The organism is Streptomyces hydrogenans (genome assembly GCF_014656075.1).
GTDB lineage: Bacteria > Actinomycetota > Actinomycetes > Streptomycetales > Streptomycetaceae > Streptomyces > Streptomyces hydrogenans.
In genome coordinates, this window is record NZ_BNBS01000008.1 from 1 (window position 1) to 14,123 (window position 14,123).

Annotated in this window: 12 protein-coding genes; 10 read left to right on the forward strand and 2 right to left on the reverse strand. The window is 71.8% G+C overall.

The genetic code is table 11. From position 1 onward, the window contains the following. From IE321_RS05760 to IE321_RS05805, 10 genes are all read left to right on the forward strand, one after another. Positions 1-3,038: HAMP domain-containing protein (locus tag IE321_RS05760; protein ID WP_190222006.1), on the forward strand; the 3,038-nt coding region annotated here is incomplete at its 5' end. A 306-nt stretch (positions 3,039-3,344) separates the two neighbouring features. Then, entirely contained in the window at positions 3,345-4,019 is a 675-nt protein-coding gene (locus IE321_RS05765) for a response regulator (protein WP_043228199.1), read from the forward strand. A gap of 115 nt (positions 4,020-4,134) precedes the next feature. Further along, positions 4,135-6,957 carry a DNA translocase FtsK gene (locus IE321_RS05770; protein ID WP_190222007.1) on the forward strand — a complete coding sequence of 941 codons (2,823 nt, stop codon included), beginning with the start codon at positions 4,135-4,137 and terminating at the stop codon, positions 6,955-6,957. 266 nt (positions 6,958-7,223) lie between these two features. Further along, entirely contained in the window at positions 7,224-8,045 is an 822-nt protein-coding gene (locus tag IE321_RS05775; RefSeq protein WP_043228202.1) for a helix-turn-helix domain-containing protein, read from the forward strand. A gap of 94 nt (positions 8,046-8,139) precedes the next feature. Next, positions 8,140-9,627, forward strand: coding sequence for a 30S ribosomal protein S12 methylthiotransferase RimO (gene rimO, locus IE321_RS05780; protein ID WP_190222008.1), 1,488 nt, complete (start codon positions 8,140-8,142; stop codon positions 9,625-9,627). Next, a complete protein-coding gene (gene pgsA, locus IE321_RS05785) occupies positions 9,624-10,307 on the forward strand; it encodes a CDP-diacylglycerol--glycerol-3-phosphate 3-phosphatidyltransferase (protein WP_043228204.1) in 684 nt (227 codons plus the stop codon). Before rimO ends, pgsA begins: the two co-directional genes overlap by 4 nt. Then, the gene (locus tag IE321_RS05790; protein ID WP_043228205.1) at positions 10,304-10,828 is read left to right on the forward strand and encodes a CinA family protein; all 525 of its coding nucleotides are present in this window, start codon (positions 10,304-10,306) and stop codon (positions 10,826-10,828) included. Before pgsA ends, IE321_RS05790 begins: the two co-directional genes overlap by 4 nt. A gap of 109 nt (positions 10,829-10,937) precedes the next feature. Then, positions 10,938-11,321 (forward strand): helix-turn-helix domain-containing protein, encoded by a 384-nt coding sequence (locus IE321_RS05795; RefSeq protein ID WP_043228207.1) that lies wholly within the window; start codon positions 10,938-10,940, stop codon positions 11,319-11,321. 162 nt (positions 11,322-11,483) lie between these two features. Continuing rightward, positions 11,484-11,954 (forward strand): Dps family protein, encoded by a 471-nt coding sequence (locus IE321_RS05800; RefSeq protein WP_043228208.1) that lies wholly within the window; start codon positions 11,484-11,486, stop codon positions 11,952-11,954. 246 nt (positions 11,955-12,200) lie between these two features. Then, positions 12,201-12,455, forward strand: coding sequence for a hypothetical protein (locus tag IE321_RS05805; protein ID WP_190222009.1), 255 nt, complete (start codon positions 12,201-12,203; stop codon positions 12,453-12,455). Here the strand turns inward: IE321_RS05805 and IE321_RS05810 are convergent. Together IE321_RS05810 and IE321_RS05815 are read right to left on the reverse strand one after the other, a co-directional pair. Next, on the reverse strand, positions 12,403-13,167 hold the full coding sequence (locus tag IE321_RS05810) for an SDR family NAD(P)-dependent oxidoreductase (RefSeq protein ID WP_043228261.1): 765 nt from the start codon (positions 13,165-13,167) through the stop codon (positions 12,403-12,405). The two genes, IE321_RS05805 and IE321_RS05810, sit on opposite strands and share 53 nt — an antisense overlap. A 32-nt stretch (positions 13,168-13,199) precedes the next feature. Then, entirely contained in the window at positions 13,200-14,018 is an 819-nt protein-coding gene (locus IE321_RS05815) for an Fpg/Nei family DNA glycosylase (RefSeq protein WP_190222010.1), read from the reverse strand. Between the last annotated feature and the right edge of the window lie 105 nt (positions 14,019-14,123).

Here is a 14,123-nt window from a genome sequence, read left to right on the forward strand (position 1 = left end):
CCGACGAGGTGACCCGGGTGGCCCGCGAGGTGGGCACCGAGGGCATCCTGGGCGGTCAGGCGCGGGTGCGCGGGGTCACCGGCATCTGGAAGGACCTGAGCGACAACGTCAACCTGATGGCCAACAACCTGACCAGTCAGGTGCGGAACATCGCCCGGGTCTCCTCGGCGGTCGCCAACGGCGATCTGACGAAGAAGGTCACGGTGGAGGCGCGCGGCGAGGTCGCCGAACTCGCCGAGACCGTCAACACGATGGTGACGACCCTGTCCGCGTTCGCCGACGAGGTGACCCGGGTGGCCCGCGAGGTGGGCACCGACGGCATCCTGGGCGGCCAGGCGCGGGTGCCCGGCGGTTCCGGCACCTGGAAGGACCTCACCGACTCGGTGAACAGCATGGCCGACAACCTGACGGGTCAGGTGCGGCAGATCGCCGCGGTCACCACGGCCATCGCCAAGGGCGACCTCACCCGGAAGATCGACATCGACGCCCGGGGCGAGATCCAGGAGCTGAAGAACACCATCAACACGATGGTCGACCAGCTGTCGAACTTCGCCGAGGAGGTCACCCGCGTCGCCCGCGAGGTGGGCACCGACGGACAGCTCGGCGGCCAGGCGCGGGTCCGGGACGTGGAGGGCACCTGGAGCGACCTCACCCTCTCCGTGAACGAGATGGCCGGGAACCTCACCCGGCAGGTGCGCGCGATCGCGGCCGTCGCCACCGCGGTGACCCGCGGCGACCTCAACGTCAAGATCGACGGTGTGGACGCGGCCGGTGAGATCCAGGCCCTCCAGGACAACATCAACACGATGATCGCCAACCTGCGCGACACCACCCTCGCCAACGACGAGCAGGACTGGCTCAAGTCCAACCTGGCCCGCATCTCCGGCCTGATGCAGGGCCGCCGGGACCTCGACGACGTCGCCTCGCTCATCATGAGCGAGCTGACCCCGGTGGTCTCCGCCCAGCACGGCGCCTTCTTCGTGGCGACGCCGACCGGCTCCGCCAACCACGACACCGAACTCGTCGGCGAGGGCGGCGGCTCGTACGAGCTGCGCATGCGCGGGAGTTACGGATACTCCGCCGGCTCCATGCCGACCTCCTTCCGCCCCGGCGAGACCCTCATCGGGACGGCGGCCGAGGAGAAGCGGACCATCCAGGTCAACGTGCCGCCGGGCTACCTCAAGATCTCGTCCGGGCTCGGCGAGGCCTCGCCCGCGCACGTGATCGTGCTCCCGGTGCTCTTCGAGGGGAAGGTCCTCGGCGTCATCGAGCTGGCCTCCTTCCAGCCCTTCACCCAGATCCAGCGGGACTTCCTCAACCAGATCGCCGAGCTGATCGCGACCACGGTCAACACCATCAGCGTCAACACCAAGACCGAGGTGCTGCTCCAGCAGTCGCAGGAGCTGACCGAGCAGCTCAAGGAGCGCTCGGCCGAGCTGGAGCACCGGCAGAAGGAGCTGCAGAACTCCAACGCCGAACTGGAGGACAAGGCCGAACTGCTGGCCCGCCAGAACCGCGACATCGAGGTCAAGAACACCGAGATCGAGGAGGCCCGGCAGGTCCTGGAGGAGCGCGCCGAACAGCTCGCCGTCTCCATGCGCTACAAGTCCGAGTTCCTCGCCAACATGTCGCACGAGCTGCGCACGCCGCTCAACTCGCTGCTCATCCTGGCCAAGCTGCTCGCCGACAACGCGGAGACCAACCTCACGCCGAAGCAGGTCGAGTTCGCCGAGACCATCCACGGCGCGGGCTCCGACCTGCTCCAGCTCATCAACGACATCCTCGACCTGTCGAAGGTCGAGGCGGGCAAGATGGACGTCTCCCCGACCCGGATCGCCCTCGTCCAGCTCGTCGACTACGTGGAGGCGACCTTCCGCCCGCTCACCGCGGAGAAGGGCCTGGACTTCTCGGTCCGGGTCTCGCCCGAGCTGCCCGCCACCCTCCACACGGACGAGCAGCGGCTCCTCCAGGTGCTGCGCAACCTGCTGTCCAACGCGGTGAAGTTCACCGACTCGGGCGCGGTGGAGCTGGTGATCCGGCCGGCCGGCGCGGACGTGCCGCAGTCCATCCGGGAGCAGCTCCTGGAGGCGGGTTCGCTGCGGGACGCCGACGCCGACCTGATCGCCTTCTCGGTCACCGACACCGGCATCGGCATCGCGGCCAGCAAGATGCGGGTCATCTTCGAGGCGTTCAAGCAGGCCGACGGCACGACCAGCCGCAAGTACGGCGGCACGGGCCTGGGGCTGTCGATCAGCCGGGAGATCGCGCGGCTGCTCGGCGGCGAGATCTTCGCGGTGAGCGAGCCCGGCCGCGGCTCCACCTTCACCCTCTACCTGGCGCTGAACCCGATCGAGGTGCCGCAGCACGGGTACGGGCAGGGCGAGACGGACGAGCCCGGGCAGGAGACCGGGGACGGCCGCTCCGGGCACGCCTTCCCGCACTTCCCGCCCGCGCCGGTGCGGAGCGAGGCGCGGTCCGGGGCGCTCTTCCGGCACCGGCGCAAGACGGGCGCGGCGGCGGAGGCTCCGGAGGGGGCCGGCGCGGCCGAGGTCCGGGGCGGGGTGCCCGGACAGCCGGGCCCGCAGGAGCTGCCGGAGGGCTTCGGCGAGGGTGCCGGGACGGAGGAGGAGAGCGGTCCGGCGCCGCGCCGCACGTACTCCTTCGCCGGCGAGAAGGTCCTCATCGTCGACGACGACATCCGCAACGTCTTCGCCCTCACCAGCGTGCTGGAGCAGCACGGGCTCGCGGTGCTGTACGCGGAGAACGGGCGGGAGGGCATCGAGGTCCTGGAGCAGAACGACGACGTGACGGTCGTCCTGATGGACATCATGATGCCGGAGATGGACGGGTACGCGACGACGACCGCGATCCGGCGGATGCCGCAGTTCGCCGGGCTTCCGATCATCGCGCTCACCGCGAAGGCGATGAAGGGCGACCGGGAGAAGGCGATCGAGTCGGGTGCCTCCGACTACGTCACCAAGCCGGTCGACCCCGACTACCTGCTGTCCGTCATGGAGCAGTGGATGCGGGGGGAGTGAGGCCGGTGCGTTCCGGTGCGGGGCCCGCGCGGGCCCCGCACCGCGGCGGGCGGCGTCCTGTCGCCGTCGGCGTGTGAGGAGACCGGATCCGGGGAACCTTCTCGACCCGCGCGCCGTTACCGCGATGTGCACAGTGACATCACGGTGACAGGGTGTGGCGACGGGCGGCGTGCGGCTACGATGACCGGCACAAGGACGGACGGCACCAGGAAGCCGTCCTCCGGGGCGGCGCCCGGTGCTTTTCCCGGTTCCGGAAGCGGTTCCGGAAGCAGGGTCGAGCCGTTGCCGGGACGAGGAGGACGGGGCATGGTGCAGAAGGCCAAGATCCTCCTGGTCGATGACCGGCCGGAGAATCTGCTGGCGCTGGAGGCCATTCTCTCCGCGCTCGATCAGACGCTGGTGCGGGCATCGTCCGGGGAGGAAGCGCTCAAGGCGCTGCTGACGGACGACTTCGCGGTCATCCTGCTCGACGTCCAGATGCCCGGCATGGACGGCTTCGAGACCGCCGCGCACATCAAGCGCCGCGAGCGGACCCGGGACATCCCGATCATCTTCCTCACCGCGATCAACCACGGCCCCCACCACACCTTCCGGGGGTACGCGGCGGGCGCGGTCGACTACATCTCGAAGCCGTTCGACCCGTGGGTGCTGCGCGCCAAGGTCTCCGTCTTCGTCGAGCTCTACATGAAGAACTGCAAGCTGCGCGAGCAGGCGGCGCTGCTGCGGCTCCAGTTGGAGGGCGGCGGCGAGGGCGGCCAGGGCAAGGAGTCCGCCGGGCTGCTCGCCGAGCTGTCCGCCCGGCTCGCCGCGGTCGAGGAGCAGGCCGAGGCGCTCTCCAAGCAGCTCGACGACGAGTCGGCCGACGCGGCAGCCGTCGCCACCGCCGCGCATCTGGAGCGCAAGCTCACCGGACTGCGGCGGGCGCTGGACGCGCTGGAGCCCGGCACCGGTGGCGCCCCCTCGCTTCCCGCGCAGGGCTGAACCACCGTCAGGAGGCGGCCGGGGAAGGTGACCGGCCGTCAGCTCCGTGCCGGGGCGGGGACGACACGTTCGGGTGAGGCGGACAGCCCGGCCGCTCACCGGTAACCTCAGCATCATGGCTTCACGGACGTCCGGCAAGGGTTCACAGGGCACCGCACCATCGCGCGCCGGCCGGACGTCGGGCGCCGCGAAGAAGGCGGCCGCCAAGTCCACGGCGAAGTCCCCGGCCAAGCCGCCCGCGAAGAAGTCGGCGGCCAGGAAGGCCGCGCCCGCCAAGCGGACGCCCGCGAAGAAGGCCGCGGCGAAGCGGCCCGCGCCCCGGCCGGCTCCGTCCCCCACCGGGGGCGTCCACAAGGTGGCGCGGGGTGCGGCGCACGGCGTCGGCGCGATGTTCCGGGGGATAGGGCGGGGAGCCAAGGGGCTCGACCCCGCCCACCGCAAGGACGGGCTCGCGCTGCTGCTGCTCGGTGCCGCGCTGATCGTCGCCGCGGGCACCTGGTCCCACCTGGACAACCCGGTCGGAGACCTCGTCGAGATGCTGGTCACCGGTGCCTTCGGCCGGCTCGACCTGCTGGTCCCGCTGCTGCTGGGCGCCATCTCCTTCCGGCTCTTCTGCTATCCGGAGCGTCCCGAGGCCAACGGCCGGATCGTCATCGGGCTCTCCGCGCTGGTCATCGGCGTCCTCGGCCAGGTCCACATCGCCTGCGGGTCGCCCGGCCGGGACGCCGGATCCGAGGCGATGCAGGACGCGGGCGGGCTGATCGGCTGGGCCTCCTCGCAGCCGCTGGTCTTCATGACGGGGGAGGCCCTGGCCGTCCCCCTCCTGGTGCTGCTCACCCTCTTCGGGCTGCTGGTCGTCACGGCCACCCCGGTCAACGCGATCCCGCAGCGGCTGCGCGCCCTCGGCGTCCGGCTCGGTCTGGTCGAGCCCGCGTACGAGGAGCCCGTCGAGGAGTACGCGGACCAGGAGCCGTACGAGGACGACTGGCGGGAGGCGCCGCCGCGCGCCGCCCGGCCGGTCCGGCGCCGGACCGGCGGCCCCGCCGATCCGTACGACGTGGACCGGGCCGAGGCGGCGGCGCTGGAGCGGCGCGGCCGCTCCGCCCGGTCCCGTACGGCCGCGGCCGACCACGACCACGGCCTGGACCCCGTCGACGTGCCCGCGGCCGCGGCCGCCGCGCTGGACGGCGCGGTGCTGAACGGGATGCCGCCGTCGCCGCTGGTCGCCGACCTGACCAGGGACGTGACGGCCGAGCGGGACGCGGCCCTGGCCGAGGGGGCCGGCGGGGCGACGGACGAGGCCACCGGGCCCGTACCGCCCATGCCGAAGACGCCGCCGAACGTGCCGACCGCGCGGGGCGGGGACAGGCGGCAGGCGGGCGGGCCGGTACCCGATCTGACCAAGCCGGCGCCGGAGCCGACGGACCTGCCGGCGCGGGCCGAGCAGCTCCAGCTCTCCGGGGACGTCACCTACTCGCTGCCGGCGCTGGACCTCCTGGAGCGGGGCGGGCCGGGCAAGACCCGCAGCGCCGCGAACGACGCCGTCGTGGACGCGCTGTCGAACGTCTTCACCGAGTTCAAGGTGGACGCGGCCGTCACCGGCTTCACCCGCGGGCCGACGGTCACGCGGTACGAGGTCGAGCTCGGGCCGGCCGTGAAGGTCGAGAAGATCACCGCCCTGACGAAGAACATCGCCTACGCGGTGGCCTCGCCGGACGTGCGGATCATCTCGCCGATCCCCGGCAAGTCCGCCGTCGGCATCGAGATCCCGAACAGCGACCGGGAGATGGTGAACCTCGGGGACGTGCTGCGGCTCGCGGACGCGGCCGGGGACGAGCACCCGATGCTGGTCGCGCTCGGCAAGGACGTCGAGGGCGGCTACGTGATGGCCAACCTGGCGAAGATGCCGCACGTCCTGGTGGCCGGCGCCACCGGATCCGGCAAGTCCTCCTGCATCAACTGCCTGATCACCTCGGTGATGATAAGGGCGACCCCGGAGGACGTCCGGATGGTGCTCGTCGACCCCAAGCGGGTCGAGCTCACCGCCTACGAGGGCATCCCGCACCTGATCACCCCGATCATCACCAACCCCAAGAGGGCCGCCGAGGCCCTCCAGTGGGTGGTGCGCGAGATGGACCTGCGCTACGACGACCTGGCCGCCTTCGGCTTCCGGCACATCGACGACTTCAACCAGGCGATCCGCGACGGCAAGGTGCAGCTGCCGCCCGGCAGCGAGCGAGAGCTCAAGACGTACCCGTACCTGCTGGTGATCGTCGACGAGCTCGCCGACCTGATGATGGTCGCGCCCCGGGACGTCGAGGACGCGATCGTCCGCATCACCCAGTTGGCCCGCGCCGCCGGCATCCACCTGGTGCTCGCCACCCAGCGGCCGTCGGTGGACGTCGTCACCGGTCTGATCAAGGCGAACGTGCCGTCCCGGCTCGCCTTCGCCACCTCCTCGCTCGCCGACAGCCGGGTCATCCTCGACCAGCCCGGCGCGGAGAAGCTGATCGGCAAGGGCGACGGGCTCTTCCTGCCGATGGGCGCGAACAAGCCGACCCGCATGCAGGGCGCCTTCGTCACCGAGGCCGAGGTCGCGGCCGTCGTGCAGCACTGCAAGGACCAGATGACGCCGGTCTTCCGGGACGACGTCACCGTCGGCACCAAGCAGAAGAAGGAGATCGACGAGGAGATCGGCGACGACCTCGACCTGCTGTGCCAGGCGGCCGAGCTGGTCGTGTCGACCCAGTTCGGCTCGACCTCGATGCTCCAGCGGAAGCTGCGGGTCGGCTTCGCGAAGGCCGGCCGGCTGATGGACCTGATGGAGTCGCGGAACATCGTGGGCCCGAGCGAGGGCTCCAAGGCGCGCGACGTGCTCGTCAAGCCGGACGAGCTGGACGGGGTCCTCGCGGTCATCCGGGGCGAGTCGGCGGAGTGACCGGACGGGGCGCGTGGGGCGGCGGGGGCGGGGTACCCGTTCGAGACCTGGCCGAGACTCACTCGTAAGGGAAACGGGGGCAACCGTTTCCCCTGGCCGTACGTCAAGTTGGACGGAGGGGAAGAGGATGTCCCCTCGGACGATGTCCCCCGCCACGATGTACAACCTCATGGCGTACAAACCGCACCCGCCCGGTTGCCCCACCCTTTCGTACCACCCATAGACTGAACGTCCAGCAGGTGGCTACACGCTCGAAAGGCGCTCTCGTGTCCATCGGCAACTCCCCCGAAGACGACCGGACGTTCCCGTCAGACGACCGGGAACCGATCGGTCGCACCCTCCAGCAGGCCCGCATCGCCGCCGGCCTCAGCGTCGAAGAGGTCAGCGCCTCCACACGTGTCCGGATCCCGATCGTGCACGGCATCGAGGAGGACGACTTCTCGCGCTGCGGCGGCGACGTCTACGCGCGGGGTCACATCCGCACGCTCGCGCGCGCCGTCGGGCTCGATCCGGCGCCGCTGATCGAGTGGTACGACGCCGAGCACGGCGGCCGTCCCTCGCCCACCCCCGCCGCGCCGCTCTTCGAGGCGGAACGCATCCGTCCCGAGCCCCGGCGGCCCAACTGGACCGCGGCCATGGTCGCGGCGATCGTCGCCGTCGTCGGCTTCGTCGGCTTCACGATGTTCAACGGCGCCGAGGAGCCGAAGGGGACCACGGCCGCCGAGGGCGGTCCGGCGCCCGCCCCGGAGAAGGCGACCTCCGCCGCCAAGCCGAAGCCGGTCAAGCCCGCGCCCAAGCCGTCCGGCAGCGCCATCGCGGCGGTCCCGGCCGACAAGGTCACGGTGAAGCTCACCGCCGACGGCAAGAGCTGGATCTCGGCCAAGGCGTCCGACGGCAAGATGCTCTTCGACGGCTTCCTCCAGGAAGGCGACACCAAGACCTTCCAGGACGACGAGCAGGTCGACCTCGTCCTCGGCAACGCGGGCGCGATCGAGCTGTACGTCAACGGCAAGAAGGTCTCCGACAAGTTCGAGGACGGCCAGGTGGAGCGCCTCAGCTACACCCAGGGCGACCCCGAGGCCGGCTGATCCCTCACGGGACCGGAGCGTCCGGTGTGACCTCCGTCGCGCAGGTGAACCCTGCGCGACGGGGTCGCGTCCGGGACGAAGTAGTCTTGAGTCCATGCCCGAACGCCGTACCGTCGCCCTTGTCACTCTCGGCTGCGCCCGTAACGAGGTGGACTCGGAGGAGCTCGCAGGCCGCTTGGCAGCGGACGGCTGGGAGCTCGTCGAGAACGCCGAGGACGCAGACGTCGCCGTCGTCAACACCTGTGGCTTCGTCGAAGCCGCCAAGAAGGACTCCGTCGACGCGCTCCTCGAAGCCAATGATCTGAAGGACCACGGCCGCACCCAGGCCGTCGTCGCCGTCGGCTGCATGGCCGAGCGCTACGGCAAGGAGCTGGCCGAGGCCCTCCCGGAAGCCGACGGAGTGCTCGGTTTCGACGACTACTCCGACATCTCCAACCGCCTCCAGACCATCCTCAGCGGTGGCAGTGTCGAGGCGCACACCCCGCGTGACCGGCGCAAGCTCCTCCCGCTCTCCCCGGTCGACCGCCAGCAGGCCGCCGCCGAGGTCGCCCTGCCGGGCCACGGAGACGCCGAGGAGCCGCAGAACGTCCCGGGCGACCTGCCCGACGGTCTCGCCCCCGCCTCCGGCCCGCGCGCCCCGCTCCGCCGCCGTCTCGACCGCAGCCCGGTCGCCTCCGTCAAGCTGGCCTCCGGCTGCGACCGCCGGTGCTCCTTCTGCGCCATCCCGTCCTTCCGCGGCAGCTTCGTCTCCCGCCGTCCCTCGGACGTGCTGAACGAGACGCGCTGGCTCGCCGAGCAGGGCGTGAAGGAGGTCATGCTGGTCTCCGAGAACAACACCTCGTACGGCAAGGACCTCGGCGACATCCGCCTCCTGGAGGGCCTGCTGCCCGAGCTGGCGGCCGTCGACGGCATCGAGCGCGTCCGGGTCAGCTACCTCCAGCCGGCCGAGATGCGGCCCGGCCTGATCGACGTGCTGACCTCCACCGACAAGGTCGTGCCCTACTTCGACCTGTCGTTCCAGCACAGCGCCCCGGACGTGCTGCGCGCCATGCGCCGCTTCGGCGACACCGACCGTTTCCTCGACCTGCTCGCGACGATCCGCGACAAGGCCCCGGAGGCCGGTGCCCGCTCCAACTTCATCGTCGGCTTCCCCGGCGAGACCGAGGCCGACTTCGCCGAGCTGGAACGCTTCATCACCCACGCCCGCCTGGACGCCATCGGCGTCTTCGGCTACTCCGACGAGGACGGCACCGAGGCCGCCACGTACGAGCACAAGCTCGACCAGGAGGTCGTGGACGCCCGTCTCGCCCACCTCTCCCGGCTCGCCGAGGAGCTCACCGCGCAGCGCGCGGAGGAGCGGATCGGAGAGATGCTGGAGGTACTGGTGGAGACCGAGGACGAGGAGGACGGCTGGATCGGCCGCGCCGCCCACCAGGCCCCGGAGACGGACGGACAGGTCTACCTCGTCGACGGTGGTGGCGCGGGCCTCGACCTGACCCCGGGCCGTATGGTCAGGGCCAAGGTCGTGAGCACGGAAGGCGTCGACCTCGTGGCGGAGTGTGTCGAGGAGGTGGGCAGATGACCGGAGTCCCGGCATCCGCGACGGGCGGGACCGGAAGGCCCGCGCCCCGCGGCAAGCTGGGCACGGCCGCCGTGAACCCCGTCAGCGTGTGGAACATCGCCAACATCCTCACCATGATCCGGCTCGTCCTCGTGCCGGCCTTCGTGGTGCTGCTCCTCCAGGACGGCGGGCACGACCCCGTCTGGCGGGCCTGGGCGTGGGCGGCCTTCGCCGTCGCCATGATCACGGACGTCTTCGACGGACATCTGGCCCGCACGTACAACCTGGTCACCGACTTCGGGAAGATCGCCGACCCGATCGCCGACAAGGCGATCATGGCGGCCGGACTGATCTGCCTCTCGGGCCTCGGCGACCTGCCCTGGTGGGTCACCGGAGTGATCCTGGCGCGCGAGCTGGGGATCACGCTGATGCGCTTCTGGGTGATCCGGCACGGGGTGATCCCCGCCAGCCGGGGCGGCAAGATGAAGACGCTCGCCCAGGGCACGGCCGTCGGCATGTACGTGCTGATGCTCACCGGCCCGCTGGCGACGATGCGCTTCTGGGTGATGACGGTGGCCGTCGTGCTGACCGTCGTCACCGGTCTGGATTATGTGCGACAGGCGGTCGTACTGAGACGCCAGGGGCTCGCGGCCGAGCGGGCCGCCGCCCGCGCGGAGGCGTCGGAGGCTTCGGCGCGATGAGCGCGGCGGCCGCCCGGGTGCTCGGTCTGCTCGCGGAGCGGGGCCAGACGCTGGCCGCCGCCGAGTCGCTCACCGGGGGACTGGTGGCCGCGGAGCTGACCGGGGTGCCCGGGGCCTCCCGCGCCTTCCTCGGCTCCGTGACCGCCTACGCGACCCCCCTCAAGCACGCGCTGCTGGGGGTGGAGGCCGGCCTGCTGCGGGAGCGCGGAGCGGTGGACCCCGAGGTCGCGGTGCAGATGGCACGGGGTGCGCGCGACCGGCTCGGCGCCGACTGGGGAATGGCGACGACCGGGGTCGCGGGGCCCGATCCGCAGGACGGACAGCCCGTCGGGACCGTCTACGTGGCGGTGGCAGGACCCGCCACGACAGGCGCCGCGGCCGGGAAAGTGGTGTCGTTGAGATTGAACGGCGACCGCGCGGACATTCGTAGAGAGAGTGTGCGGAGCGTGCTGGAACTGCTCCTCGCGGAACTCTCGGGAAATGCGCGGGCACAGGATACGGAACAGAACGGGGGGAATTGATGTTTGCAGCCCTGAGTGAACACGACATCGCTCCCCGCACGGCCGCGGCGCGAGGCGGTACGGTGGGGCGTGAAGGATGCGGCTACGCGGTCCGAGGAGGGAGCCACCGATGATTCTGCTCCGTCGCCTGCTGGGTGACGTGCTGCGTCGGCAGCGCCAGCGCCAGGGCCGTACTCTGCGCGAAGTCTCCTCGTCCGCCCGAGTCTCGCTCGGCTATCTCTCCGAGGTGGAGCGGGGGCAGAAGGAGGCTTCCTCCGAGCTGCTCTCCGCGATCTGCGACGCGCTGGACGTACGGATGTCCGAGCTCATGCGCGAAGTGAGCGACGAGCTGTCACTGGCCGAACTGGCCGAGTCGGCAGCTTCCAGCGAACCGGTGCCGTCGCCGGTCCGTCCGATGCTCAATTCGGTGTCGGTGACGTCGGTGGCCGGTGTGTCCACCGAGCGGGTGACCATCAAGGCGCCCGCGGAGGCCGTGGACGTCGTCGCCGCCTGACACCACGAACGGGTCGAAGCCCCGGTCGATGCCCCCGCACGGGGGTGCCGGCCGGGGCTTCGTCGTGCGATCCCGGCGGTCTTGGGGGCATTTGTTTGAGATGCCGGATTCCGGACATGCGTGCCATGGTGGGGGATACGTACGACTGGTTGGAGATCCCGTATGTCTGTCGTGAAGAGCCCGCTGTCCGACGCCGACCTCAAGACGGTCGGCGAAGCGCTCCAAGGAGCCCTGGTCGACCTCATCGACCTGGCGCTGGTCGCCAAGCAGGTGCACTGGAACGTCGTCGGGCCGCGCTTCCGCTCCGTCCACCTCCAGCTGGACGAGGTGGTGGACACCGCCCGGCTGCACTCCGACACCGTGGCCGAGCGGGCCTCGGCGATAGGGGTGAACCCCGACGGGCGGGCGGCGACGGTGGCCTCCACCAGTGCGATCGGCACGGTGCCCGAGGGCTGGATCAAGGACGCGGAGGCCGTCGGGATCCTGGTGGCCTCGCTCGGCGCGGTCATCACCCGGATGCGGGAGCGGGTCGACGCCACCGGTGACCCCGACCCCGTCAGCCAGGACATCCTCATCTCCCTCACCGCCGACCTGGAGAAGCATTCCTGGATGTTCCAGGCGGAGAGCGCCTAGGCGTCCGGCGTGGCGATGCCCGGGTCCGGGGGCGAGGTGACGTGCGGGGTGCGCGGCGGGGCGGGACGAGGCGGCGACCCCCGGGGAGCCGCCGGCGGGGGCGTCCGGGGTGTCGTCCGGGGCGGTCACTGTCCCGCGCGCGGGGGCGTCCGCCGGATCGCGCGCGGGGTGCGCGCCGGGGATGACACCGGTGCGCCCTCCCGCAGGGTGATCCTGCCGGTCTAGCGTCGAGCGCAGGAGGCGGCCATGGTACGGCGACGGGTTCCGCTGGTGACGCTCACGCTGATCGCGGTCGGGCTGGTGGTCGGGGGGCTCTGGTGGTGGGCGGTGCTGCGCCTGCTGCTGGTTCCGGGTGAGGCCGGACCGGTCGAGGGGGCGGTGGTCGCGGGCGGCTGGGGGCTGAGCCTGTTGCCGGTGCACGTGGCCGCCTCCGCACGGCCGACGCGGCTCACCAAGGCATGGCGACGCCGCCGTTCGGGCGCAGGATCTGGCCCGTCGTGAACGAGGAGGCGTCGCAGGCGAGATGGAGGACCGCGTGCGCGATGTCCTCGGGCTCGCCGACCCGCCGCAGCGGTGAGTGACGGGCCATCGCCGCCTCGGCCTGCTCCTGGGCGGCCGGCTCGTGGCGGTCCGTCATGGGCGTCCGGATCCAGCCGGGCGCGACCGCGTTGACCCGGATGCCGTGCGGGCCCGCCTCGACCGCGAGCGTCTTGGTGAGCTGGACGACGGCGGCCTTGGCGACGCTGTAGCAGAGCAGACCCGGACTGGCGGTGTCCATCGCGCCGGAGGCCATGGTGACGATCGATCCCCGGGTGCCGGAGGCGATCATCGAACGGGCCGCCTCCTGGCAGGCGTGGAGCACCCCCTTGAAGTTGACGGCGAGAACGCGGTCGAGGTCCTCCTCGCGGGTCTCCAGGACCGTGCTGGTGTGCATGATCCCGGCGACCGCCGCCATCACGTGGAGCGGGCCGGCGGTGTCGACGGCGGCGGCGAGCGCGGACCGGTCGGTCACGTCGAGCGGGTGGACGCGGGCCGTGCCGCCCTCGCGGGCGATGAGGGCCGCCGTCTCCTTCAGGCCCGGCTCGTCGCGGTCCGCCAGGTGCAGGGTCGCGCCCGCCCGGGCGAGGAGGACGGCGCTCGCGCGGCCGATGCCGCTCGCGGCGCCGGTCACGAACGCGGTGCGGCCGGTGAGGTCGTACGCCGAGAGGTTCATGCCGGGACCGTACGACCGGATCTGACGGATCGTCAATTGTGTGGTGGGCGGGGATCCGTGGAATCTCCGGCGGGCCCGGGCTGGCAGCCCGGGCACCAGTACGTCACGCGCTCGCCCAGCTCCGCCTTGCGGACGGCCGTGCCGCAGCGCAGACACGGGCGGCCCTTCCGGCCGTACACGTGCAGCGGGGTGCCCGGGCGACGGGTCGTCGTGGTGCGCCGGTCGGGACGGTCCTTGTTCGCCTCCAGGAGGCGATGGGCGGTCGCCACCAGGCGGGGCGGGACGTCGGGGGCCAGCTCGCCGACCGGGAGCCAGGGGCTGACGGCCGCCAGGAAGGCCAGCTCCGACTTGTAGACGTTCCCGATGCCGGCCAGATTGCGCTGGTCGAGCAGGGCCTCGCCGAGCGTGCGCGACGGGTCGGAGAGGAGACGGCGGGCGGCCTCCTCCGGATCCCAGTCCGGCCCCAGCAGATCGGGGCCGAGATGGCCCACCACCCGGCCCTCCTCGGCGGTGCGGAGCAGCTCCAGGACCGGCAGGCGGTAGCCGTACGCGGTCTGCTCCTCGTTCCCGAGGACGGCGCGGATCTGGTGCTCGGGGCCGCCGTGCGGGCGCTGTCCGGTCGGGTACACCCTCCAGGCGCCGTCCATCCGCAGATGCGAGTGGAGGGTGAGCCCGCCGTCGATCCGGGTCAGGAGGTGCTTGCCCCGCGGGGTGACGTCCAGGACCGCGCGGCCGGTGAGGTCGGCGGTCGCGAAACGGGGCACCCGCAGGTCGGCACGGGTCAGCACCCGCCCGGCGAGCGCGGCGTGCAGCCGGCGGGCGGCCTGCCAGACGGTGTCTCCTTCGGGCATGGGGCCATCATGCCGCGTGCGGGTGCTCCGCCCGCTCGGTCCCCGCCGGGAGCTCCGCCGGGGCGGCCCGTCCGCATCCGGGGGCGCCGGTCCGGGAACTCCGGC

Coding starts and splice junctions, on each gene's coding strand:
- pgsA (WP_043228204.1), top strand. CDS start 9,624: ATGACCGGAGTCCCGGCATCCGCGACGGGCGGGACCGGAAGGCCCGCG.
- IE321_RS05765 (WP_043228199.1), top strand. CDS start 3,345: ATGGTGCAGAAGGCCAAGATCCTCCTGGTCGATGACCGGCCGGAGAAT.
- IE321_RS05800 (WP_043228208.1), top strand. CDS start 11,484: ATGTCTGTCGTGAAGAGCCCGCTGTCCGACGCCGACCTCAAGACGGTC.
- IE321_RS05790 (WP_043228205.1), top strand. CDS start 10,304: ATGAGCGCGGCGGCCGCCCGGGTGCTCGGTCTGCTCGCGGAGCGGGGC.
- IE321_RS05770 (WP_190222007.1), top strand. CDS start 4,135: ATGGCTTCACGGACGTCCGGCAAGGGTTCACAGGGCACCGCACCATCG.
- IE321_RS05810 (WP_043228261.1), bottom strand. CDS start 13,167: ATGAACCTCTCGGCGTACGACCTCACCGGCCGCACCGCGTTCGTGACC.
- IE321_RS05815 (WP_190222010.1), bottom strand. CDS start 14,018: ATGCCCGAAGGAGACACCGTCTGGCAGGCCGCCCGCCGGCTGCACGCC.
- rimO (WP_190222008.1), top strand. CDS start 8,140: ATGCCCGAACGCCGTACCGTCGCCCTTGTCACTCTCGGCTGCGCCCGT.
- IE321_RS05795 (WP_043228207.1), top strand. CDS start 10,938: ATGATTCTGCTCCGTCGCCTGCTGGGTGACGTGCTGCGTCGGCAGCGC.
- IE321_RS05805 (WP_190222009.1), top strand. CDS start 12,201: ATGGTACGGCGACGGGTTCCGCTGGTGACGCTCACGCTGATCGCGGTC.